18 protein-coding genes are annotated in these 21,617 nt (G+C 61.2%); 10 read left to right on the top strand and 8 right to left on the bottom strand.

Going from position 1 to position 21,617, the window contains the following annotated elements; translation table 11 throughout:
- Nucleotides 1–6: 6 nt before the first annotated feature.
- On the bottom strand, nucleotides 7–3,456 hold the full coding sequence (gene mfd, locus J3P86_RS17360; protein ID WP_434629756.1) for a transcription-repair coupling factor: 3,450 nt from the start codon (nucleotides 3,454–3,456) through the stop codon (nucleotides 7–9).
- Nucleotides 3,457–3,624: 168 nt separating this feature from the next.
- Here mfd and J3P86_RS17355 point away from each other — a divergent pair, with 168 nt between their 5' ends.
- A complete protein-coding gene (locus J3P86_RS17355) occupies nucleotides 3,625–5,088 on the top strand; it encodes a glyceraldehyde-3-phosphate dehydrogenase (RefSeq protein ID WP_305500011.1) in 1,464 nt (487 codons plus the stop codon).
- Nucleotides 5,089–5,267: 179 nt separating this feature from the next.
- Here J3P86_RS17355 and J3P86_RS17350 read toward each other — a convergent pair whose 3' ends face one another.
- Nucleotides 5,268–6,566 carry an MFS transporter gene (locus J3P86_RS17350; RefSeq protein ID WP_434697314.1) on the bottom strand — a complete coding sequence of 433 codons (1,299 nt, stop codon included), beginning with the start codon at nucleotides 6,564–6,566 and terminating at the stop codon, nucleotides 5,268–5,270.
- 225 nt (nucleotides 6,567–6,791) lie between these two features.
- On the opposite strand from J3P86_RS17350, the gene J3P86_RS17345 reads away from it, so the two are divergent.
- Nucleotides 6,792–7,778, top strand: a complete 987-nt coding sequence (locus J3P86_RS17345; protein WP_434629762.1) for an FAD:protein FMN transferase — start codon at nucleotides 6,792–6,794, stop codon at nucleotides 7,776–7,778.
- Nucleotides 7,779–8,145: 367 nt separating this feature from the next.
- Entirely contained in the window at nucleotides 8,146–9,540 is a 1,395-nt protein-coding gene (gene sthA / locus J3P86_RS17340) for a Si-specific NAD(P)(+) transhydrogenase (RefSeq protein WP_245142796.1), read from the top strand.
- 42 nt (nucleotides 9,541–9,582) lie between these two features.
- Here sthA and J3P86_RS17335 read toward each other — a convergent pair whose 3' ends face one another.
- Together J3P86_RS17335 and J3P86_RS17330 are read right to left on the bottom strand one after the other, a co-directional pair.
- Entirely contained in the window at nucleotides 9,583–10,305 is a 723-nt protein-coding gene (locus J3P86_RS17335) for a glycerophosphodiester phosphodiesterase (protein ID WP_003199672.1), read from the bottom strand.
- A gap of 2 nt (nucleotides 10,306–10,307) precedes the next feature.
- Complete coding sequence (locus tag J3P86_RS17330; RefSeq protein ID WP_305500019.1) at nucleotides 10,308–10,898, bottom strand: PilZ domain-containing protein; 591 nt, start codon at nucleotides 10,896–10,898, stop codon at nucleotides 10,308–10,310.
- A 94-nt stretch (nucleotides 10,899–10,992) separates the two neighbouring features.
- Here J3P86_RS17330 and J3P86_RS17325 point away from each other — a divergent pair, with 94 nt between their 5' ends.
- The 3 genes from J3P86_RS17325 to J3P86_RS17315 all read left to right on the top strand — a co-directional run bounded on the left by J3P86_RS17325 (nucleotide 10,993) and on the right by J3P86_RS17315 (nucleotide 14,241).
- Nucleotides 10,993–12,243, top strand: a complete 1,251-nt coding sequence (locus J3P86_RS17325; protein WP_305500020.1) for a lipoprotein-releasing ABC transporter permease subunit — start codon at nucleotides 10,993–10,995, stop codon at nucleotides 12,241–12,243.
- 7 nt (nucleotides 12,244–12,250) lie between these two features.
- Complete coding sequence (gene lolD / locus J3P86_RS17320) at nucleotides 12,251–12,934, top strand: lipoprotein-releasing ABC transporter ATP-binding protein LolD (protein WP_162843734.1); 684 nt, start codon at nucleotides 12,251–12,253, stop codon at nucleotides 12,932–12,934.
- 62 nt (nucleotides 12,935–12,996) lie between these two features.
- The gene (locus tag J3P86_RS17315; protein ID WP_434698510.1) at nucleotides 12,997–14,241 is read left to right on the top strand and encodes a lipoprotein-releasing ABC transporter permease subunit; all 1,245 of its coding nucleotides are present in this window, start codon (nucleotides 12,997–12,999) and stop codon (nucleotides 14,239–14,241) included.
- Between the two features lie 174 nt (nucleotides 14,242–14,415).
- Here the strand turns inward: J3P86_RS17315 and J3P86_RS17310 are convergent, their stop codons facing one another.
- Together J3P86_RS17310 and J3P86_RS17305 are read right to left on the bottom strand one after the other, a co-directional pair.
- Nucleotides 14,416–15,762: a heavy metal sensor histidine kinase gene (locus J3P86_RS17310; protein WP_434698509.1), complete on the bottom strand. Its 1,347-nt coding sequence runs from the start codon at nucleotides 15,760–15,762 to the stop codon at nucleotides 14,416–14,418.
- Entirely contained in the window at nucleotides 15,759–16,439 is a 681-nt protein-coding gene (locus J3P86_RS17305; RefSeq protein ID WP_434629774.1) for a heavy metal response regulator transcription factor, read from the bottom strand. The genes J3P86_RS17310 and J3P86_RS17305 overlap by 4 nt, the downstream gene beginning before the upstream one ends.
- 168 nt (nucleotides 16,440–16,607) lie before the next feature.
- Between J3P86_RS17305 and queF the strand changes: the two genes are divergently transcribed.
- Nucleotides 16,608–17,438, top strand: a complete 831-nt coding sequence (queF, locus tag J3P86_RS17300; protein WP_434698508.1) for an NADPH-dependent 7-cyano-7-deazaguanine reductase QueF — start codon at nucleotides 16,608–16,610, stop codon at nucleotides 17,436–17,438.
- 213 nt (nucleotides 17,439–17,651) lie between these two features.
- On the opposite strand, the gene J3P86_RS17295 is transcribed toward queF, so the two are convergent.
- Both J3P86_RS17295 and J3P86_RS17290 read right to left on the bottom strand, forming a co-directional pair.
- Nucleotides 17,652–17,918: a DUF4404 family protein gene (locus J3P86_RS17295; RefSeq protein WP_434573051.1), complete on the bottom strand. Its 267-nt coding sequence runs from the start codon at nucleotides 17,916–17,918 to the stop codon at nucleotides 17,652–17,654.
- A gap of 109 nt (nucleotides 17,919–18,027) precedes the next feature.
- Nucleotides 18,028–18,648, bottom strand: coding sequence for an HAD family phosphatase (locus J3P86_RS17290; RefSeq protein ID WP_434698507.1), 621 nt, complete (start codon nucleotides 18,646–18,648; stop codon nucleotides 18,028–18,030).
- 201 nt (nucleotides 18,649–18,849) lie between these two features.
- On the opposite strand from J3P86_RS17290, the gene J3P86_RS17285 reads away from it, so the two are divergent.
- From J3P86_RS17285 to rssC, 3 genes are all read left to right on the top strand, one after another.
- A complete protein-coding gene (locus J3P86_RS17285) occupies nucleotides 18,850–19,539 on the top strand; it encodes an MlaA family lipoprotein (RefSeq protein WP_434629786.1) in 690 nt (229 codons plus the stop codon).
- Nucleotides 19,540–19,885: 346 nt separating this feature from the next.
- Entirely contained in the window at nucleotides 19,886–21,067 is a 1,182-nt protein-coding gene (gene rssB / locus J3P86_RS17280) for a two-component system response regulator RssB (protein ID WP_434573055.1), read from the top strand.
- Complete coding sequence (rssC, locus tag J3P86_RS17275) at nucleotides 21,067–21,549, top strand: anti-sigma factor antagonist RssC (protein WP_305500035.1); 483 nt, start codon at nucleotides 21,067–21,069, stop codon at nucleotides 21,547–21,549. Before rssB ends, rssC begins: the two co-directional genes overlap by 1 nt.
- Nucleotides 21,550–21,617: the final 68 nt, after the last annotated feature.

The following is a 21,617-nucleotide window of genomic DNA, read 5'->3' as shown; positions in this document are numbered from 1 at the left end:
CGTCCTTCAAGCAGTGGTCGGAGTGAGGCGCTCGAACAGCGCCTCCACGGTATTAAAACGCTCTTCCGGGCGTTCCATGGGCACCATGAACTTGAACATCGTGGCGCCTTCGAACTTGTAGCGTTTGGGCTGGCCCTGGATCAGCTTGATCAGTACCAGCGGATCGACCGGCGTCTGGGCTTCGAATTCGATGCGGCCGCCGTTGGGCCCACCGTCGACTTTCTTGATGCCCAGTTGCTCGGCCTTGAGTTTGAGCAGCGTGGTGCGCACCAGGTTCTTGGTCGGCTCCGGCAGCAGCCCGAAGCGGTCGATCATCTCCACCTGCAAGTCTTTCAGGCCTTCCTCGTCGGTGGCCGAGGCGATGCGTTTGTAGAGGATCAGCCGCGCATGGACGTCTGGCAGGTAATCTTCCGGGATCAGTGCCGGCACCCGCAGATTGATCTCCGGCCCACCGCCCAGAGGCTGGTCGAGGTTCGGTTGCTCGCCCTTGCGAATCGACTTGACCGCGCGTTCGAGCATTTCCATGTACAGCGTGAAGCCGACGGCCTGGATCTGGCCGCTCTGGCCGTCGCCGAGCAATTCGCCGGCACCACGGATTTCCAGGTCATTGGTGGCCAGCACGAAGCCGGCGCCGAGGTCCTGGGTGTTGGCGATGGCCTCCAGGCGCTTTTCCGCGTCTGGGGTGATCTGCTGGCGCGGCGGCGTCAGCAGGTAGGCATAGGCCTGGTGGTGGCTACGGCCGACCCGGCCGCGCAACTGGTGCAACTGGGCCAGGCCGAACTTGTCGGCGCGCTCGATGATGATGGTGTTGGCGCTCGGCACGTCGATGCCGGTCTCGATGATGGTCGAGGCGATCAGCACGTTGAAACGCTTGTGATAGAAGTCGCTCATCACCTGTTCGAGTTCGCGCTCGCGCATCTGTCCGTGGCCGATGCCGATACGGGCTTCCGGCACCAGCTCGGCGAGGTCGGCGGCACATTTCTCGATGGTCTTCACGTCGTTGTGCAAGTAATAGACCTGGCCGCCGCGCAGCAACTCCCGCAGCAGCGCTTCCTTGACCGTGCTTTTGTTCTGCTCCATCACGAACGTACGCACCGACAGGCGGCGGGCCGGCGGCGTGGCGATGATCGACAGGTCACGCATGCCCGACACCGCCATGTTCAGCGTGCGCGGGATCGGCGTGGCCGTCAGGGTCAGGATGTCGACTTCGCTACGCAGGGCCTTGAGCTGTTCTTTCTGGCGCACGCCGAAGCGGTGTTCTTCGTCGATGATCACCAGGCCGAGGCTTTTGAATTTCACGTCGTCCTGGAGCAGTTTGTGCGTGCCGATGACGATGTCGATCTTGCCCTCGGCCAGGTCGGCCACGGCGGCATTCACTTCCTTGGTCGACTTGAATCGGCTCATCACTTCCACAGTCACCGGCCAGTCGGCGAAGCGGTCGCGGAAACTGTTGTAGTGCTGCTGGGCGAGCAGGGTGGTCGGCACCAGGATCGCCACCTGCTTGCCGCCATGCACGGCGATGAACGCGGCGCGCATCGCCACTTCGGTCTTGCCGAAGCCGACGTCGCCGCAGACCAGTCGGTCCATCGGCTTGGGCGCGAGCATGTCGGCGCGCACGGCTTCGATGGTGGTCTGCTGGTCGACGGTTTCCTCGAACGGGAAGCCGGCGCTGAAGGTTTCGTAATCGGCTTTCGGGTCGGCGAACGCGTAGCCTTCGCGCGCGGCGCGACGGGCGTAGATGTCAAGCAGTTCGGCGGCCACGTCGCGCACCTGTTCGGCGGCCTTGCGCTTGGCTTTCTGCCAGGTTTCCGAGCCCAGGCGATGCAGCGGCGCCAGCGCATCGTCGCTGCCGGTGTAGCGGGCGATCAGGTGCAGGTTCGCCACCGGCACATAAAGTTTGGCGCCCTCGGCGTATTGCAGAGTGAGGAATTCGGCGACCTGGTTTTCGATCTCCAGGGTCGCCAGGCCCAGGTAGCGGCCCACGCCATGGTCGATGTGCACCACCGGCGCGCCCTCGCGCAACTCGGTAAGGTTCTTGATGACCGCGTCGTTGGCAGCGTCTGCGCGCTTCTCGCGACGGCGACGCTGCATCACCCGCTGGCCGAACAACGGGCTCTCGGCGACCAGTGCCAGGGCGGGATCATCCAGGACCAGCCCGTCATTGAGCGGCGCGATGGTGATTGCCAGGCGCTCCTTGCCGGCGACGAAATCCGGCCAGCTGTCGACAGTCTTCGGTCGCAGCTTCAGGCGTTCGAGCAGCTCCAGCAATACTTCGCGACGGCCGGCGGACTCGGCGGTGAACAGCACGCGGCCAGGGAATTGGTCGAGGAAACCGGCCAGGGCCGCCAACGGTTGCGTGGCCTTGGCTTCGATCGCCAGGTCCGGCAGCGCTCTGGCGGGGAAGCGTTCGCGACCGACGCCGGTTTCCACATCCTGTTGGCTCGCCACCACGCGCGGCCAGCTCTTGAGGCGGGCGAAGCAGTCTTCAACCGGCAGGAACAACTCGGCGGGCGGCAATAGAGGACGGGATGGGTCGACACGCCGCTCTTCGTAGCGGTTGCGCACGTCATTCCAGAAGTTTTCCGCCGCTTGCTCGATGCCGGGCAGGGAAAATACCTGGGTATCCTGGGGCAGGTAATCGAACAGGGTGGAGGTTTCTTCGAAGAACAGCGGCAGGTAATACTCGATACCGGCCGGGGTGATGCCGCTGCTGAGGTCCTGGAAGATCGGGCAGCGCCGGAAGTCCACGTCGAAGCGTTCGCGAAACCGCGCCTTGAAACGCGTCACCGCGTCTTTTTGCAGAGGGAATTCCTTGGCCGGCAACAGGCGGATCGACTGCACTTTGTCGATGGAACGCTGGTTTTCCGGATCAAAGGTGCGCAAGGTCTCGATCTCGTCATCGAACAGGTCGATGCGATAGGGCAGTTTGCTGCCCATCGGAAACAGGTCTATCAACGCGCCGCGGACCGTGAACTCGCCGTGCTCGTACACGGTATCGACGTAGCGGTAGCCGCTGGCCTCAAGCCGGGTGCGCATTTGCTCGACGTCGAGCTTCTGGCCGATGTCCAGCACCAGGCTGCTGCCCAGCAGGAATTGGGTCGGCGCCAGGCGATGTAGGGCTGTGGTAATCGGCACTACCAAAACGCCATGACTGAGCTCCGGCAGCCGGTAAAGGCTGGCGATGCGCTGGGAAATGATGTCCTGGTGCGGCGAAAAAAGGTCGTAGGGCAGGGTTTCCCAGTCCGGGAAATGCAGCACTGGCAAATCCGGGGCGAAGAAAGCCAGCTCCTGTTCCAGCCGTTCGGCGCTTTGGCTGTCGGCGGTCAGCAGCAGGGTAAAGCGCTTTGCAGCGCTGGCAGCCTCGGCGATGGCCAGGCTCAGGGCGGCACCGGGCAGGTTGCCCCAGTGCTGTTTACCTGCCGCGGCAGGGAGAAGCGGAAGACGCAGAACGGGCACGGAAGGTTGAGCTCCAGCGTTGCGACAAAGTCGACAATTGTAGCGGGGGAAGGGGGCTGCTGTCAGTCGCGGACTATGCTGCAGGAACGCAAAACCACGGCGCGACGGGCGCGCATTGCTCCGCCGATGACTCGGCGGCATAATGTAGCCCCTTTTTTCAGCCCCTACATGTGGAAGGTTACCGTGACTCAGAAGCCCGACCAGTGTCTTGGTGAATGGATTGATCGTGAAGCACTCGCAGAAGCGATGATCCCTCTCATCGGTCAGCTCTACCGCAATAACAACGTGGTGAGCTCGATCTATGGCCGCAGCCTGATCAACCAGTCTGTCATCGCGATCCTCAAGGCCCACCGCTTTGCTCGCCACCGTTCTTCCGACGACAGCGAACTCTCCGTCCACGAAACATTCCCCCTGCTCAAGGCGATGAGCGAGCTCAAGCTCGGCGCGGCCTCGGTGGACCTGGGCAAGCTGGCGTTCAAATTCCGTAACGAAGCCAATGGCCGTAGTGCCGAACAGTTCGTGCGCGAAGAAATGGCTGACGTGGTTGGTCAGCAGAACGCTTCGGCTCGTAAAGGTACCGACGTGGTCCTGTACGGCTTCGGTCGTATCGGCCGTCTGCTGGCGCGTATCCTGATCGAGAAAACCGGTGGTGGCGACGGCCTGCGCCTGCGCGCCATCGTCGTGCGCAAGGGCGCCGAGAACGACCTGACCAAGCGTGCCAGCCTGCTGCGCCGCGACTCGGTGCATGGCTCCTTCAACGGCACCATTACCATCGACGAAGAAAACAACACCATCACCGCCAACGGTAACCTGATCCAGGTGATCTACGCGAAGAACCCGACCGAGGTGGACTACACCCAGTACGGCATCAAGGACGCCCTGCTGGTGGATAACACCGGTGTATGGCGCGATGCCGATGGCCTTGGCCAGCACCTGGCCTGCCCGGGTATCGACCGCGTTGTCCTGACCGCACCTGGCAAGGGCAAGCTGAAGAACATCGTTCACGGTATCAACCACACCGAAATCACCGCTGACGACAAGATCATCTCTGCCGCTTCCTGCACCACCAACGCCATCGTGCCGGTGCTCAAAGCCGTGAATGACAAGTTCGGCATCATCAACGGTCACGTCGAAACCGTTCACTCGTACACCAACGACCAGAACCTGATCGACAACTTCCACAAGGGCGATCGCCGTGGCCGTAGCGCCGCGTTGAACATGGTCATCACCGAAACCGGTGCCGCCACTGCTGCCGCCAAGGCCTTGCCTGAGCTCGCTGGCAAGCTGACCGGCAACGCGATCCGTGTGCCGACGCCGAACGTGTCGATGGCCATTCTCAACCTGAACCTTGAGAAAGCCGCCACCCGTGAAGAGATGAACGAGTACCTGCGCTACATGGCGCTGCACTCCGACCTGCACAAGCAGATCGACTTCGTCAACTCGCAGGAAGTGGTGTCCACTGACTTCGTCGGTTCGCGCCACGCTGGCGTTGTCGACGCCGAAGCGACCATCGTCCAGGACAATCGTGTTGTCCTGTACGTCTGGTATGACAACGAGTTCGGCTACAGCTGCCAGGTAGTTCGCGTAATGGAAGACATGGCTGATGTGAATCCGCCTGCGTTTCCGCGCTAAGCCTTAAAGCTTTAGCTGCTGGTGAAAAAACGCCCCGACTTGTCGGGGCGTTTTTTTGTCTGGGTTTTGCTGTGTTTGGGCGGGCCTCATCGCGAGCAAGCTCGCTCCCACATTGGACCGCATACATCAGCAACAACTCGGTCAACTGTGGGAGCGAGCTTGCTCGCGATGACGATTTATCAGGCACCGCCCACTACAGAGGCCTGCGCCGTGCGCAGTTCATGCCGATTACCCTTGAACAGTACCAACGTCGCAATCAACCCCAACACCGCCGCACCACTGAGCCAGATCCCCGGCGCCGCTTTGTTATCCAGCACATGGATCAGATAGGTACAGGCCGCCGGCGTGAACCCGCCGAACGTTGCCGTCGCGAGGCTATAGGCCAGGGAAAAGCCAGTAGTACGCACTTCAACCGGCATGATTTCCGTCAGGGCGACCACCATGGCGCCGTTGTACGATCCATACAGGAACGACAACCACAGCTCGACGATCAGTAAATGGCTGAAGCTGGGGTTCGCCACCAGCCAGGACAGCGCCGGGTAGGCGGTCAGGATCGCCAGGATTGTCGCAGCCAGCAGCAGGGGTTTGCGCCCGATCTTGTCGGAAAGCGCGCCCATGACTGGCAGCCAGAAGAAATTCGACAAGCCGATACACACCGTGACCAGCAACGCATCCAGCTCCGACAGGTTGAGCTCAGCCTTGCCAAATGTCGGCGTGTAGGCCGTGATCAGGTAGAACGACACCGTAGTCATCACCACCAGTGCCATGCCGGCCAGGACAATGCCGAAGTTCTGGCCAATGGAGCGGACGATTTCCGACAGGGTAGGGCGGTGTTTTCTCGCCTGGAATTCCGGCGTTTCTTCCAGCGAGCGGCGAATTACAAAAATGACCGGTACGATCAGGCAACCGATCAGGAACGGCACGCGCCAGCCCCATTCGCCCATTTCTTGCGGGTTCAGCCAATGATTGAGGCCAACCCCCAGCAGACCGGCAAAGACCACGGCGGCCTGTTGGCTCGCGGACTGCCAACTGACAAAAAAGCCCTTGCGCCCCGGCGTAGAGATTTCCGCCAGGTACACCGAGACCCCACCGAGCTCCACGCCTGCGGAAAAGCCCTGCAGCAATCGGCCCAGCAATACCAGCAGCGGCGCCGCCACGCCCAACGTGGCGTAACCCGGTACACAGGCGATCAGCACCGTGCCGGCGGCCATCATCGCGAGGGTGATGATCAGGCCTTTGCGCCGGCCGTGACGGTCGATGTAGGCGCCAAGGAAGATCGCGCCCAGCGGACGCATCAGGAACCCGGCGCCGAATGTCGCCAGGGACAGCATCAGCGAGGCGAAGGCACTGTCGGTCGGGAAGAACGTCTTGGCAATGGCCGTGGCGTAGAAGCCATAGACCATGAAGTCGAACATCTCCAGGAAGTTGCCGCTGACAACGCGAAAAATCGCCTTGCCGTTGCTCGTGTTGGAAGGCATGTGTAGGTACTCACTCTGGCAATCTTGTATGAAAGCGCTGCAATCCCATGTGGGAGCGAGCCTGCTCGCGAAGGTGGTGTGTCAGGCACCTTGACCTTGATCGGTCCATTGTCGCGAGCAGGCTCGCTCCCACAGGTTTTTTTGCATGCGCTGTAGCCCATAATGGCCGGCGTGGTTTTGTGGGGAGATGAAGATTTGTTAACTGGACGATGGATTGGGCTTGTGATGCTGGCCGGCGTTGTGTCCGGCTGCGGCCGGGGCGATACCCTGGAACGCTTCGATGGCCCGACCATGGGCAGCCGTTATTCCGTCCAGTACGTCAGGCATGCCGCCACGCCCGGTCCGAACGTGGTGCAGGCCGAGGTGGAAAAAATTCTCGCTGAAGTGGATCGGCTGTTTTCCACCTATCGCAGCGATTCGGAAATCGAGCGCTTCAATGCCCTGCCTGGCGGCAGTTGCCTGACCATGCCGGGACCTGTGTTTGAACTTGTCCGGGTGGGTGAGCAGCTATCTTCGCAAAGCCATGGCGCGTTCGATCTGACGGTGGAGCCTTTGCTGAACCTGTGGGGCTTCGGCCCGCAATCCCGGCGAGAGGCGGTGCCCAGCGCCGAGGCCCTGGCCCTGGCGCGACGACAGGTTGGCCATGGCTACTTGCGGATCGAAGGCGACCGGTTATGCAAGGACGCCGCGGTGGAAGTCGATTTCAACAGCATCGCGGCGGGTTATGCCGTCGACCGCATCGCCGCGAAGCTCCAGGCTTTGGGCATCGACAGCTACCTGGCCGAAGCCACCGGGGAGCTCAAGGCTGTCGGGCACAAGCCGGATGGGTCGGCCTGGCGCATCGCCCTGGAAGAGCCTCGGAACGATCGGCAAATGGCTGAGCGTGTCATCGAGGTCAACGGCTACGGGGTTTCAACGTCGGGCGACTATCGTAAATATTTCGAGCAGGGCGGCAAGCGTTACTCCCACACCTTTGATGCGCGCACCGGGGCGCCGGTCCTACACAACCTGGCGTCAGTCACGGTAATTCATCCTTCAGCGATGTTGGCCGATGGACTATCGACGCTGTTGCTGATTCTCGGTCCCGAAGAGGGTTGGGATTATGCCCAGGAGCACGGCATCGGAGTATTTTTTGTGCTGCGCGATGGAGAGCGTTTCGTCGTACGCACAAACGATGCGTTTGAACGGATGGCCGGCGAAAAAACCCAATGATGACGATGAGCTTGTTCAGCGCTGTACTCGTGGCGAGGGAGCTTGCTCCCGCTTGAGTGCGAAGCGCTCAAAAAAGGGGCCGCTGCGCAGCCCAGCGGGAGCAAGCTCCCTCGCCACGATGATTCAGTTGAACTTGAGATGATTGTCACGCAATGCTGACAGGGTTATGAAAGCCCACCTGTGGCGAAATAGCGCAGGCAAAACTAGCCTACGACGCGACCAAGGGGTAATGTGCGCGGCGTTGACGCTTCTATAGACTGTGGCCGGGCGCGTGAACCGGTCCCAAATTGTTCCTTCATGCCGCCGGCCGGCATGATTTAGCCGTCGGTGCCAACTGTGGCATCGCGGCCTGTTCTGAGGAGTACGCATGGCTGTCTATAACTACGACGTGGTGGTACTGGGTTCCGGCCCGGCGGGGGAAGGTGCGGCAATGAACGCCGCCAAGGCAGGGCGCAAGGTGGCGATGGTCGACAGCCGTCGGCAGGTTGGCGGCAACTGCACCCACTTGGGTACCATCCCGTCCAAGGCCTTGCGTCACTCGGTCCGGCAGATCATGCAGTTCAACACCAACCCGATGTTCCGGGCAATCGGCGAGCCGCGCTGGTTCTCCTTCCCGGACGTGCTCAAGAGCGCCGAGAAGGTGATTTCCAAGCAAGTAGCCTCGCGTACCGGCTACTACGCCCGCAACCGTGTGGACGTGTTTTTCGGCACCGGCAGCTTCGCCGACGAGCAAACGGTCGAAGTGGTCTGTGGCAATGGCGTCGTCGAGAAACTGGTGGCCAAGCACATCATCATCGCCACCGGCTCGCGTCCGTATCGCCCGGCGGACATCGATTTCAACCACGCACGTATCTACGATAGCGACACGATCCTGAGCCTGGGGCATACCCCGCGCAAACTTATCGTCTACGGTGCCGGCGTGATCGGTTGCGAATACGCCTCGATCTTCAGCGGCCTGGGCGTGCTGGTGGAACTGGTGGACAACCGTGGCCAATTGCTGAGCTTCCTGGACTCGGAAATTTCCCAGGCCCTGAGCTACCACTTCAGCAACAACAACATCACCGTGCGCCACAATGAAGATTACGAGCGCGTCGAAGGCGTGGACAACGGTGTGATCCTGCACCTCAAGTCCGGTAAGAAGATCAAGGCCGACGCCTTGCTCTGGTGCAACGGCCGCACCGGCAACACCGACACCCTGGGCCTGGAAAACATCGGCGTGAAGGTCAACAGCCGGGGCCAGATCGAAGTTGACGAGAACTACCGCACCTGCGTGCCGAACATCTACGGTGCCGGTGACGTGATCGGCTGGCCGAGCCTGGCCAGTGCCGCCCACGACCAGGGCCGTTCGGCCGCCGGCAGCATCGTCGACAACGGCAGCTGGCGTTTCGTCAATGACGTGCCGACCGGCATCTACACCATTCCGGAGATCAGCTCGATCGGCAAGAACGAGCAGGAGCTGACCCAGGCCAAGGTGCCTTACGAGGTCGGCAAGGCCTTCTTCAAGAGCATGGCGCGGGCGCAGATCGCCGGCGAGCCGCAAGGCATGCTGAAAATCCTGTTCCACCGCGAGACCCTGGAAGTGCTGGGCGTGCACTGCTTCGGCTACCAGGCCTCGGAAATCGTCCACATCGGCCAGGCGATCATGAACCAGCCGGGCGAACTGAACACGTTGAAGTACTTCGTCAACACCACGTTCAACTACCCGACCATGGCCGAAGCCTATCGGGTAGCGGCCTACGACGGGCTCAACCGGCTTTTTTGAGCGGCTCCGGCCGGTGGCCTGAGCCGGCCGGGGAGACCGATTTCAGCAATTCTCGAGGGTGGCGGTGGCCAAACCGGGAAAGTCTGTAATCAGGCTGTCAGCGCCAAAGTCGGCGAGCCTGCGCATGAGCGCGGGCTCGTTGACGGTCCACACCGACACATGCAGCCCCTGGCGCTGCGCCTTGATCAGGCGTTCCGGCGTGCACAGGGTCCAGTTCAGCGCCAGAATCTCACAGCCATAGCTCTGGGCGACCTTCAACGGGTCGAGCCAGGCGTATTCGGCGACCAGTCCACGGGAAATGTCCGGCGTCAGATCCAGCGCGGCCTTGAGCACTTCCCGGGAACTGGAAGTGATGGTGATTTTGTCCAGCAGGCCGAAGCGCTGGGCCATTTCACGGATGCCCAGCACGGTGGCGGCGGCGCGGGTGCGTGAGGCGCTTTTCACCTCCAGTTGCCAGTGCTCGAAATCACACTTCTCGAACAACTCTTCCAGGCGTGGAATCGGGCACGGCTTGATCCAGCCCGGGCCACCCTTGCGCGCGTCATAAGTCACCAGTTCAGCGGCGGTGTGTTCGACCACCTTGCCCCGGCGATCGGTGGTGCGCTTGAGGGTCGGGTCATGGATCACCATCAACTCGCCGTCCATGGACAGGTGCAGGTCCAGCTCGCAACGGCGTACGCCGTGCTTGAGGCATTCCTGGAAGCCGGTGAGGGTGTTTTCCGGTGCTTCGCCCTTGGCGCCGCGGTGGCCATAAATGAGGGTCACGGTTATTCCTTATCGATGCCAGATTCGTTCAGTTCCCGGGCCAGGCGCCGTTCCTGCGCCTGCTTCTGCAGGATGTAGCGGGCCAGCAATTGGCGCTGGGCGTCGGTCGGGTGCTCAAACTCGGTGCCTACGTCATAACCGTTGCCCTTGGGGTCGCAATGGGTGACGCGGGCGCGCAACAACAGCCCCAGGGCCTGGGGCATCAGCACCAGCTTGACCGACAGGTGCGCGCCGACAGCAATGGCGCTTGGGTATTGGAAATCGATGCCGCCTTCGGAAATGATTACCGGCTGGGGATCGCCGATTTCGCCGAGCACCGTTACGGCGATGACCTGGCTGAGCAGGTCGATGCGTTTGTTCATGGCCTTGAGGTAGGCCGCGATGCTGCGCTCGCGCTCGCTGATCTGGCGCAACAGGTGTTGTGATTCGAACTCGCTCAGGTGCAGCTCGCTGAGCAGGTTGAACAGTGGGGACTCATCCTGCAACACTTCCTGGCTGGCAGCTTCAGGAATGGACAGGGGCCGAATTTCCAGTGCGATCGTGTCCTCGATACGGTAGTATTCGCGGCGATCTTCTTCATCTAATGTCGACATGGCGAACCCATGGTAGCGGCGGTGGTCTGAGTGTAAAGCTGGTTTGTGACCCCCGCCACAAGGACGTTCCTTTTCCCTCCGAACAAGCCCCGACATGTTCAGACCTCTCTTCGTATTCATCGGCACGCGTTATACCCGTGCAAAGCGTCGCAATCATTTCGTATCGTTCATTTCCCTGACGTCCATCATCGGCCTTGCCCTTGGCGTGGTCGTGATGATCGTCGTGCTGTCGGTCATGAACGGCTTCGACCATGAAATGCGCACCCGCGTGCTCGGCATGGTGCCCCACGCGACCCTCGAAACCGGCGAAGCCATCAGCGACTGGCCAAGCCTGGCCGCCAAGGTCAAGCAGAACCCGCAGGTGCTGGCCGTTGCGCCCTTCACCCAGATGCAGGGGCTGCTGACCAACGACGGCAAGGTCTCCAAGGTCTTGCTCAATGGCATCGATCCCGGGCTGGAGCGGCAGGTGTCGATCATCGACAACTTCATGCGGCAGGGCAAACTCGACGACCTCGCGCCGGGCAGCTTCGGTATCGTGATCGGCGACAAGGCGGCGACCAAGCTCGGCGTGGCCATCGGCGACAAGCTGACGTTTGTCGCGCCGGAGGTCACTGTCACTCCAGGCGGCATGTTCCCGCGCATGAAGCGCTTCACCGTGGTCGGCATCTTCCATGTTGGCGCCGGCGAGCTGGACGGTTACCTGGGGGTGACCAACCTTCAGGACCTCGCGCGCCTGCATCGCTGGAAACCGGATCAGGTCCAGGGGCTGCGGTTGAAGTTCGACGACCTGTTCCAGGCGCCGCGCGTGGCGTGGAACATCGCCCAGCAGCTCGGCGAAGACCGTTATTACGCCCGCGACTGGACCCGCACCCATGGCAACCTGTATCAGGCGATCCGCATGGAAAAAGCCATGATCGGCCTGCTCCTGTTGCTGATCGTCGCCGTGGCGGCGTTCAACATCATTTCCACGCTGGTGATGGTGGTGAACGACAAGAAAGGCGACATCGCCATCCTGCGCACCCTCGGCGCCACGCCGGGGCAGATCATGCGGATCTTCATGGTCCAGGGCACCGTCATCGGCGTCATCGGCACGTTTGTAGGCGCCTTGGTCGGGATGTTCGCCGCACTGAATGTCAGCGCCGCGATTGCCGCCCTCGAAGGGCTGATCGGGCACAAGTTTCTCAACGCCGACGTGTACTTCATCGACTACCTGCCCTCGCAGTTGCAGGCCGATGACGTGTTGATGGTCTGCGGCGCCGCGTTGATCCTGAGTTTCCTCGCCACCCTGTATCCAGCCTGGCGTGCCGCGCGCACCCAGCCTGCGGAGGCGTTACGTTATGAGTGAGTCGGGCATGAGTGAAAAAGCAATCTTGAGCTGCCGCAACCTGGGCAAGTCCTACGAGGAAGGCCCGGAATCGGTGGTGGTGTTGTCGGGCCTCCAATTGGAGCTGCATCCCGGTGAACGCGTGGCGATCGTCGGGACTTCCGGATCGGGCAAAAGTACCTTGTTGAACTTGCTCGGTGGCCTCGATACGCCGACCGCCGGCAGCGTCTGGCTGGCGGGCGAAGAGCTTTCGGCGCTGAACGAAAAGGCCCGCGGCCTGTTGCGTAACCGCTCCCTGGGCTTCGTCTACCAGTTCCACCATCTGCTGCCCGAGTTCACCGCGCTGGAAAACGTCTGCATGCCGCTGTTGATCGGCCGCACCGCTATTCCCGAAGCCCGCCAGCGAGCTACGGCGTTGCTGGAGCGCGTGGGACTGGGCCATCGCCTGGAGCACAAGCCGGCCGAGCTGTCCGGCGGCGAGCGCCAGCGCGTGGCGATTGCCCGGGCCCTGGTCAACAAGCCTGGGCTGGTGATGCTCGACGAGCCGACCGGCAACCTCGATTCCCACACCGCGCAAGGCATTCAGGACTTGATGCTGGAACTCAGCACCTCGATGCGCACGGCGTTCCTGGTGGTGACCCACGACATGAACCTGGCCCGGCAGATGGACCGCGTCCTGCATTTGCAGGAAGGTTGCCTGACGCCGATCTGACCGACCGAAACCCGGTAGCTGATACGGCGCCGGGTCTTTTATTTTCATACGGTGCCCAGCGAATGTTCAGACCGTTATCGATTTTCATCGGCACGCGCTATACCCGCGCCAAGCGCCGCAATCGTTTTGTCTCGTTCATTTCCATGACCTCGATGATCGGCCTCGCCCTTGGCGTGTTGGCGATGATTGTCGTGCTGTCGGTGATGAACGGCTTCCAGCGCGAAATGAGCTCGCGCATCCTCGGCATGGTGCCTCACGCCACCATCGTCGGGGTCAACCCGATCGACGATTGGCAGCCGGTGGCCGCCGCGGCATTAAAAAATCCTGAAGTGACGGCTGCGGTGCCGTTCACCGAGATGGAAGGGATGTTGAGCCATAAAGGTTCGATGCAGCCGATCCAGATCAGCGGCGTCGATCCGGCCCATGAAGGCAAGGTCTCGATTGTCGCCCAGCACATCGTCCAGGGGCGTCTCGATGCCTTGAAGCCCGGCGAGTTCGGCGTGGTGATCGGTGAGATCACCGCGCGACGCTTTCGCTTGAATGTCGGCGACAAGGTCACCTTGATCGTGCCGGAAGTCAGCACCGCGCCGGGGGGCATCACCCCGCGGATGCAACGACTGAATGTGGTGGGGGTGTTCAAGGTCGGCGCCGAGCTGGACGGTTCCATGGCGCTGATTCACTTGGCCGACGCCGCGCAGATGCAGCATTGGCAACCGAACCAGGTACAGAGCGTGCGTCTGGCGGTGAAAGATTTGTACGCAGCGCCGAAAGTCTCCGGTGACATCGCCACCGGGCTTGGCGCGGCCTACAAGGCTGACGACTGGACCCACACTCAGGGCAGTCTGTTCAGTGCGATGAAAATGGAAAAAACCATGATCGGCCTGTTGCTGTTGATGATCGTCGCGGTGGCGGCGTTCAACATCATCGCCACGTTGATCATGGTGGTGAACGACAAGGGCGCGGACATCGCGATCCTTCGTACCATCGGCGCCACGCCGCGACAGATCATGGCAATCTTCATGGTCCAGGGCACGGTGATCGGCGTGGTGGGCACGTTGATCGGCGGGGTGCTGGGGGTGATTGCGGCGTTGAATGTCAGCGCGCTGGTGGGTTGGCTGGAAAGGGTCAGCGGCCAGCACATTTTCAGTTCCGATGTGTACTTCGTCAGCAACCTGCCGTCGGAACTGCAGCGTGGCGACGTGGTGCTGATCTGCTCCGCCGGGTTCATCCTCAGCTTCCTCGCCACCGTATACCCGGCCTGGCGCGCGGCGAAGATCGAACCTGCGCAGGCGTTGCGGTATTCCTGATAACGCGGGAAAGCGACACGAGCATCATTGTGGCGAGGGGATTTATCCCCGCTGGGCCGCGAAGCGGCCCCAAAATGAACAACTCAGGCTGTCTGGGGCACCGAGGCGTCTGGGTTTAGGGCTGCTTCGCAGCCCAGCGGGGATAAATCCCCTCGCCACAGGTTTGTGTTGCCTTTAATTGCTCTTGGGCAACTCCACCACGAACCGCGTCCAGCCATCGGCCGATTCACAGCGGATATCCCCGCCATGGGCGCGGATAATCGAGCGGGTAATGGCCAGCCCCAGCCCGGCGTGTTCACTGCTGCCTTCCTGGCGAGCCGGGTCGGCGCGGTAAAAACGGTCGAACAGGCGCGGCAGCAGCGCCGCCGGAATTTCCCCGCCACTGTTTTCCACATCGATGCGCACAGTCTGCGGCCCGTCGACAATCCGTATCCGCACCTCGCCACCACCGCGGCTGAAGCGCAGGGCGTTGTCCAGCAGATTGGACAGCGCGCGGCGCAGCATGCTGCGGTCGCCCTCGATACGTCCGTTCCCTTCGCGGCTCAGCTTTACCTCGGCGTCTTCGGCCAGTGGCGCGAAAAACTCCAGCAGCAGGTCCGTTTCCAGCGCCAGCTCCAGCGGCTCGCGCTGGACGGCCAGCAAGCCATGGTCGGCCTTGGCCAGGTAAAGCATGTCGTTGACCAGTTGCGCCATCCATTGCAGCTCTTCGAGATTGCTGTGCAGGGCTTCGCGATAGTCGTCCAGCGAGCGTTCGCGGGTGAGCGTGACCTGGGTATGGGTCAGCAGATTCGACAACGGCGTACGCAGCTCATGGGCGATATCGGCGGAGAAGGCGGAGAGGCGCTGGAAGGCATCGTCGAGGCGTCCAAGCATGTCGTTGATGCTGTGGGCCAGTTCCGCCAGTTCGGCGGGCATGTGTTCTTCTGGCAGTCGAGCATTGAGCGAACGTGCCGAGACGCTGCTGGCAATGGCGCCCATACGGCGCAGGGGGCGCAAGCCACGCCGGGCGGCCCAGGCGCCAAGCAGGGCGGTCGCCAGCGCCGAGAGGCCGACGGTCAGCCAGATCAGACGCTGCATGCGTTGCAGGAAATGCTGGTGGTGGGTGATGTCCAGCAACAGTGTCAGTTGGGGCGAATCCGCACGATTGGGATCCAGCGGCGCGTTTAATACGCGGTAGTCATTGTCGGTGTCGTTGAGGGTCGACAGGCCCGGCCGTTCAGGCACCTGGGCCGGCAGGCGGATCGAGCTGTCATGCCAGCGCACGCCATCGCGGTCCTTGATGCGCAAGGCAAGGTCCGGCTGGCGGCTCAACTCGTCCGCCAGGCGCGCCTGGGGGTTGGGGCCATCTTGCAGGGCGCGGCGCACGCCAGTCAATTTGGCTTCGAGCAACTGCTGGTCCAGTTCGATGAAGTGTGCCTCGCTGCCGCGGCTGAACAGCACGCCGGCAAACAACGACACGATGGCAGTGCAGGCGGCAAAAAGCAGCGCCAACCGATTGCTCAGCGACCATCGGCGACTCACAGGTTGCGCTCTTCAAGGACATAGCCCATGCCGCGCACGGTGTGGATCAGCTTGTCGGGAAACTCGTCGTCGATCTTGATCCGCAGACGCCGGATCGCCACCTCGATGACATTGGTGTCACTGTCGAAATTCATGTCCCAGACTTGTGAGGCAATCAACGACTTTGGCAATACCTCGCCTTGGCGCCGCAGCAGCATCTCCAGCAGGGCGAATTCCTTGGCGGTCAGGTCGATGCGTTTGCCGCCGCGTTCTACCCGGCGCCGGATCAAGTCCAGCCGCAGGTCCGCCAGTTGCAGGCTGGTTTCCTGGGCCGCCGAACTGCCTCGGCGCAGCAGGCTGCGCACCCGGGCCAGCAGTTCGGAAAAGGCGAAGGGCTTGATCAGGTAATCATCGGCACCCAGTTCCAGGCCATGCACACGATCCTCTATCGCATCCCGCGCGGTGAGAAACAGCACCGGCGTGTCCAGCCCGGCGCCGCGCACCGCTTGCAGAATCTGCCAGCCATCGCGGCCGGGTAGCATCACGTCAAGAATCAACAGCGCGTATTCACCGCTCACGGCCAGTTGCTGGCCGGTGCTGCCATCAGCCACCAGATCGGCGTTGAACCCGGCTTCGCTCAAACCTTGGCGCAAGTACTGGCCGGTTTTCAGTTGGTCTTCGACGATCAGCAGTTTCATGGTCGGGCTCAAGGCTGTGTTTGAACGTGGGCGTTATACCGTGGCGCATGGTGTCATGGGGCAAGCTGACAAAGTTGTAATGCAACTGTAAGCCAGTTGGCGGAGCAAGCGCTCAAGGAAACCGTAAAGGCTGGTAGAATCCGCTGATTCTTCAGTCAGGTTTCCGTCATGCATCCCGCAGCCGAACACTCGCCGCTGGGCAAATCCAGCGAATACATCGCCACGTACACGCCGTCACTGCTGTTTCCGATCCCGCGAACCGCGAAATGGGCGGAACTGGGCCTGACGGCCGAGACCCTGCCGTACAAGGGCGTGGATTTCTGGAACTGTTTCGAGCTGTCATGGCTGCTGCCGTCCGGCAAGCCGGTTGTCGCCATCGGTGAATTCGCGATCCCGGCGGATTCGCCGAATATCATCGAATCCAAATCCTTCAAGCTGTACCTGAACTCCTTGAACCAGACGGCGTTCAGCGACAGCGCGAGCCTGGAAGCCACGCTGCGCCAGGACCTTTCCGCCGCGGCGGGCAAGCCGGTAGGTGTGCGGATTCGCAGCCTCAAGGATGTCGAGAGCGAAGGCACCGTTGCATTACCCGGTGTCTGCGTTGACGACCTGGACATCACTGTCGACTCCTACGAGCACCCGCGTCCGGAGCTGCTGCGTTGCGATGCATCGCGTATCGTCGAGGAAAGCCTGCACAGCCATCTGCTCAAGTCCAACTGCCCGGTAACCAGCCAGCCGGACTGGGGCAGCGTGGCGGTGGAGTATCGCGGCGCGGCGCTGGACCACGCCAGCCTGCTGGCTTACATCGTCAGCTTCCGCCAGCATTCGGACTTCCATGAACAGTGCGTCGAGCGGATCTTCCTCGACCTGCAACGCTTGCTCAAGCCGGAGAAATTGACGGTGTATGCGCGGTATGTGCGCCGGGGTGGGTTGGATATCAATCCGTATCGCAGCACCGAGGATGTACAACTGCCGAACCAGCGTCTGGTTCGGCAATAAAGTTTCTTGCTGAAGAGCCCTTGTAGAAGAGCCCTTGTGGGAGGACTCTTGTGGGAGCGAGCCTGCTCGCGAAAGCGGTCGTACATTCAACACATGTGCTGACTTTCACACCGCTTTCGCGAGCAGGCTCGCTCCCACAGTGGATTGCATTTCAATATGCAGATTACTAAAAAGCCCTGCTGGCGATAGCGGGGCTTTTTGCGTTTGACGGGCTTAGATCCCCATGCTGCCCAAGGTGTTCACGATATTGCGCAGTGTTCCGGCGATCGTCGGATGGTCCACCTCAAAACGTTCCACGGCCAAGTTCACGCCGTCGACCAGGTTGTTGTCCTGAAGTTGGTTTTCCAATTGGATCTCAGAGTCGATCTGCGCCATCAACTGGTGCAGGTTTTCGCGCTCTGACTCAGACAGCGGCGGGTTCTGTTCCAATTGCTCGCGCAGGGCATTCAGTTGTTCTTGCAATTCGCGGCGGGCAGGCATTGGCGTACTCCCTTTATTGATAGGCACTGCCATGGACCGCGACGCTGCGTCAAAAGTCCATGGCTTGCCTTAAGAGTAATCCACACTCAAGCGCCCTGCATGATCCTGGTCACGGCTTCTCGCCTTTGAGGCGACGCAGGCTGATATCGGCCAGGCAGGTATCGAGTTCGCCCAGGTGATCGATCACCGAATGCACGCCCAGGCCGAACAATTGCACGGTGGCCTTGGCCCGTTTGATTTCCCGTTCCTGCTGGCTCAAGGCTTGCCATTCGGCGGGCGTAAGGCCGCACAGCGACCCGCAGGATGCCAGCCCGATGGTCCATAGACCGGCGTTTAGCCCCGACTGCAACAGCTTCGGTTCGCCGCTGACCAATACGCAGCCATCCAGTTGCCTGACATCCAGCGCCATAAGGGCTTGCCAACAGGCATGGGGCGCTGGCCACGGATTATTTGTTGCAGGAAGTTGCGGAGATTTCACCCATGCCGGCAGTGAGGCCGCCAACCCGTGGCTGATGGCGGGCGGCAATTCGTCAAGCCAGGCGCAGGGGATGTCGAGCTGCCGCAGGCGTTGCAGGCTTTCCAACGCCCCGGGTGTAAGTTGCGTGTGCTCGGCCGGCACAATCCCTGGCTGGCGAGCACGCGAGCCGAAATCAACCAGGCATCCGCTGAGGCCAAACAGGACGGCCGTCAGGCTGGGGGCGGGGAGCGGCTTGGTTTCGGCGCGGGGCATGTGGACGTCCTTGAAATAACCCGCAGCCTAACGAGGCACGATGACAGTTCGGTTACAGTGGGATGAAGGCGACCCGTATGGAAAATTCCTACGGAGAGCTTCCTTTTTCTGTGCTGCCTATCCACGCGTTCCGCCTTATACTAGCCACCTTACCGCCTGGGCTCGGCGCCCTTGCCTGAATAATCCAAGGAGTTTTTCCCTATGCGCTGGAGCCATCGTCTAGCTCAGCTGTGTCTATCTGCCAGCGTTCTGCTGGTGCCGTTCGCCGCTCACGCCGCCACGGAAGAAGATCCTTGGGAAAGCGTCAACCGTCCGATATTCACCTTCAACGACACCATCGATACCTACGCGCTGAAGCCGCTGGCCCAGGGTTACCAGTACGTGACGCCGCAGTTCCTCGAGGACGGCATCCACAATATGTTTCGCAACATCGGTGACGTCGGCAACCTGGCCAACGATGTGCTGCAAGCCAAGCCGGCTGCCGCCGGAGTCGATACTGCCCGGTTGATCTTCAACACGACGTTCGGCCTGCTGGGCTTCTTCGATGTCGGGACCCAGATGGGGCTGCAGCGCAACGATGAAGATTTCGGCCAGACCCTGGGATATTGGGGGCTGGGCAGCGGCCCCTACCTGATGTTGCCACTGCTGGGGCCGAGCACTCTGCGTGATGCGCCGGCCAAACTGGTCGACAGCTACGCCACCCCATACCCCTACATCGACAACGTCTCGGTGCGTAATTCGATCTGGGGCCTGAACATCGTCGATACCCGCGCCAGCCTGTTATCGGCCGAGAAAATGGTCAGTGGCGACAAGTATGTGTTCCTGCGCAACGCCTTCCTGCAGAACCGTGAATTCAAGGTCAAGGATGGTCAGGTCGAAGACGATTTCTGAGTTCGGCCGGTTGAATGTGAAAGGCGGCCCGAAAGGCCGCCTTTCGTGCTTTGGCTTATGTCCAGGGCCGGAATCAACCTTCCATTGAGTTACGCTTCGCTCGGTTCTTATAACTCTCTGTGCTTTGACAAATAAAGAGCTCGAGCGGGCTATCTGCATGAGCTTGAAACGCCCCGCGGATGGGAGTACCGTCTGCGCCTTAGAAGGGCACCTCTGATGTATATGCGTGTAGGGCAAACGCCTGAAACCTGTACGACAGAGAGGCTAGAAAGCGAATCCAGTAGTGCGTGCCAGGCCCAGTTGCCCAGCCCCCTACGCCAACCTAATTCTGGCGCCGTTTGCCCACATGCCAAAAACCAGTGCCACGCTGCTGATAATCGATGATGACGAAGTGGTGCGAGCCAGCCTCGCCGCCTACTTGGAAGACAGTGGTTTCAGCGTCCTGCAGGCCAGCAACGGCCAGCAGGGTCTTCAGGTATTCGAGCAGGACAAGCCCGACCTGGTCATCTGCGACCTGCGCATGCCGCAGATGGGCGGACTCGAACTCATTCGCCAGGTCACCGAGCTGTCGTCACAGACTCCGGTGATCGTGGTGTCGGGCGCGGGGGTGATGAACGACGCGGTCGAGGCATTGCGCCTGGGCGCGGCGGATTACCTGATCAAGCCCCTCGAAGACCTTGCCGTGCTCGAGCATTCGGTGCGTCGAGCCCTGGACCGCTCGCGGCTGTTGGTCGAGAACCAGCGCTATCGCGAGAAGCTGGAAACGGCCAACCGTGAGCTGGAAGCCAGCCTGAACCTGTTGCAGGAAGACCAGAACGCCGGGCGTCAGGTGCAGATGAACATGCTGCCGGTCAGCCCCTGGACCGTCGACGGTTTCCGTTTTGCCCACCAGATCATCCCGTCGTTGTACCTGTCGGGTGATTTTGTCGATTATTTCCGGGTCGACGAGCGCCGAGTGGCTTTCTACCTGGCGGATGTTTCCGGACACGGTGCTTCGTCGGCATTCGTGACCGTACTGCTGAAGTTCATGACCACGCGCCTGCTGTTCGAATCCAAGCGCAATGGTACGTTGCCCGAATTCAAGCCTTCGGAGGTCCTTGGGCATATCAACCGAGGCCTGATCAGTTGTAAGCTGGGCAAACACGTCACGATGGTCGGTGGAGTCATCGACGAGGAGACTGGTTTGTTGACGTATAGCATCGGCGGTCACCTGCCGTTGCCCGTGTTGTACACACCTGACAGTGTTCGTTACCTGGAAGGGCGTGGCTTGCCGGTGGGCCTGTTCAACGAGGCCACCTATGAAGATCACGTGCTGGAACTGCCCCCGGCTTTCAGTCTGACGCTGATGTCTGATGGCATTCTGGACCTTTTGTCGGAACCTACACTCAAAGAGAAAGAAGCGGCCTTGCCTGAACGGGTAAGTGCGGCGGGCGGCAGCCTGGAAGGCCTGCGGCAAGTGTTTGGATTAGCCACGCTAGGGGAGATGCCGGATGATATCGCCCTGTTAGTGTTGAGCAGGAATCTTTGATGAGTACCGGTAGAATCCAGTTCGCCGAGCAGGACGGCACCTTCGTCCTGAAGTTTGTCGGTGAAGTGCGCCTGACCTTGTGTTCGGCGCTGGATGCGACAATCGAGAAGATCTTCACCGCGTTGAACTTCAACGCCATCGTGATCGACCTGACCGAAACCCGCAGCATCGACAGCACCACCCTGGGCCTGCTGGCCAAATTGTCGATCCTGTCGCGGCAAAAGGTCGGCCTGCTGCCGACCGTTGTCACCACCCACAACGACATTACCCGTTTGCTGCAGTCGATGGGCTTCGATCAGGTGTTCAACATCGTCGGCGATCCGGTGCCATGCCCGGAATGCCTGGATGATCTGCCTGATCAGGACCAGTCCGAAGAGGACGTGCGGATCAAGGTGCTTGAAGCGCACAAGATCCTCATGGGGCTGAACGACTCCAATCGTGAAGCGTTCCATGACTTGGTGAGTGCGTTGGAGCGGCCCTGATTCCTGGGTGTTGTAGACCGAGCTGAGGCCTTCGCGAGCAGGCTCGCTCCCACAGGGATCAAGGTTGG

Origin of the sequence: Pseudomonas sp. D1-1 (genome assembly GCF_051132225.1) — a bacterium.
Classification (GTDB): Bacteria; Pseudomonadota; Gammaproteobacteria; order Pseudomonadales; family Pseudomonadaceae; genus Aquipseudomonas.
This window is presented reverse-complemented; position numbering and strand designations above follow the sequence as displayed.

Bases quoted from the DNA above. Each gene is read 5' to 3' on its own strand.
- J3P86_RS17355 (WP_305500011.1), top strand. From the start codon at position 3,625: ATGTGGAAGGTTACCGTGACTCAGAAGCCCGACCAGTGTCTTGGTGAA.
- J3P86_RS17350 (WP_434697314.1), bottom strand. From the start codon at position 6,566: ATGCCTTCCAACACGAGCAACGGCAAGGCGATTTTTCGCGTTGTCAGC.
- J3P86_RS17345 (WP_434629762.1), top strand. From the start codon at position 6,792: ATGCTGGCCGGCGTTGTGTCCGGCTGCGGCCGGGGCGATACCCTGGAA.
- sthA (WP_245142796.1), top strand. From the start codon at position 8,146: ATGGCTGTCTATAACTACGACGTGGTGGTACTGGGTTCCGGCCCGGCG.
- J3P86_RS17330 (WP_305500019.1), bottom strand. From the start codon at position 10,898: ATGTCGACATTAGATGAAGAAGATCGCCGCGAATACTACCGTATCGAG.
- J3P86_RS17325 (WP_305500020.1), top strand. From the start codon at position 10,993: ATGTTCAGACCTCTCTTCGTATTCATCGGCACGCGTTATACCCGTGCA.
- lolD (WP_162843734.1), top strand. From the start codon at position 12,251: ATGAGTGAAAAAGCAATCTTGAGCTGCCGCAACCTGGGCAAGTCCTAC.
- J3P86_RS17315 (WP_434698510.1), top strand. From the start codon at position 12,997: ATGTTCAGACCGTTATCGATTTTCATCGGCACGCGCTATACCCGCGCC.
- J3P86_RS17305 (WP_434629774.1), bottom strand. From the start codon at position 16,439: ATGAAACTGCTGATCGTCGAAGACCAACTGAAAACCGGCCAGTACTTG.
- queF (WP_434698508.1), top strand. From the start codon at position 16,608: ATGCATCCCGCAGCCGAACACTCGCCGCTGGGCAAATCCAGCGAATAC.
- J3P86_RS17295 (WP_434573051.1), bottom strand. From the start codon at position 17,918: ATGCCTGCCCGCCGCGAATTGCAAGAACAACTGAATGCCCTGCGCGAG.
- J3P86_RS17290 (WP_434698507.1), bottom strand. From the start codon at position 18,648: ATGCCCCGCGCCGAAACCAAGCCGCTCCCCGCCCCCAGCCTGACGGCC.
- J3P86_RS17285 (WP_434629786.1), top strand. From the start codon at position 18,850: ATGCGCTGGAGCCATCGTCTAGCTCAGCTGTGTCTATCTGCCAGCGTT.
- rssB (WP_434573055.1), top strand. From the start codon at position 19,886: ATGCCAAAAACCAGTGCCACGCTGCTGATAATCGATGATGACGAAGTG.
- rssC (WP_305500035.1), top strand. From the start codon at position 21,067: ATGAGTACCGGTAGAATCCAGTTCGCCGAGCAGGACGGCACCTTCGTC.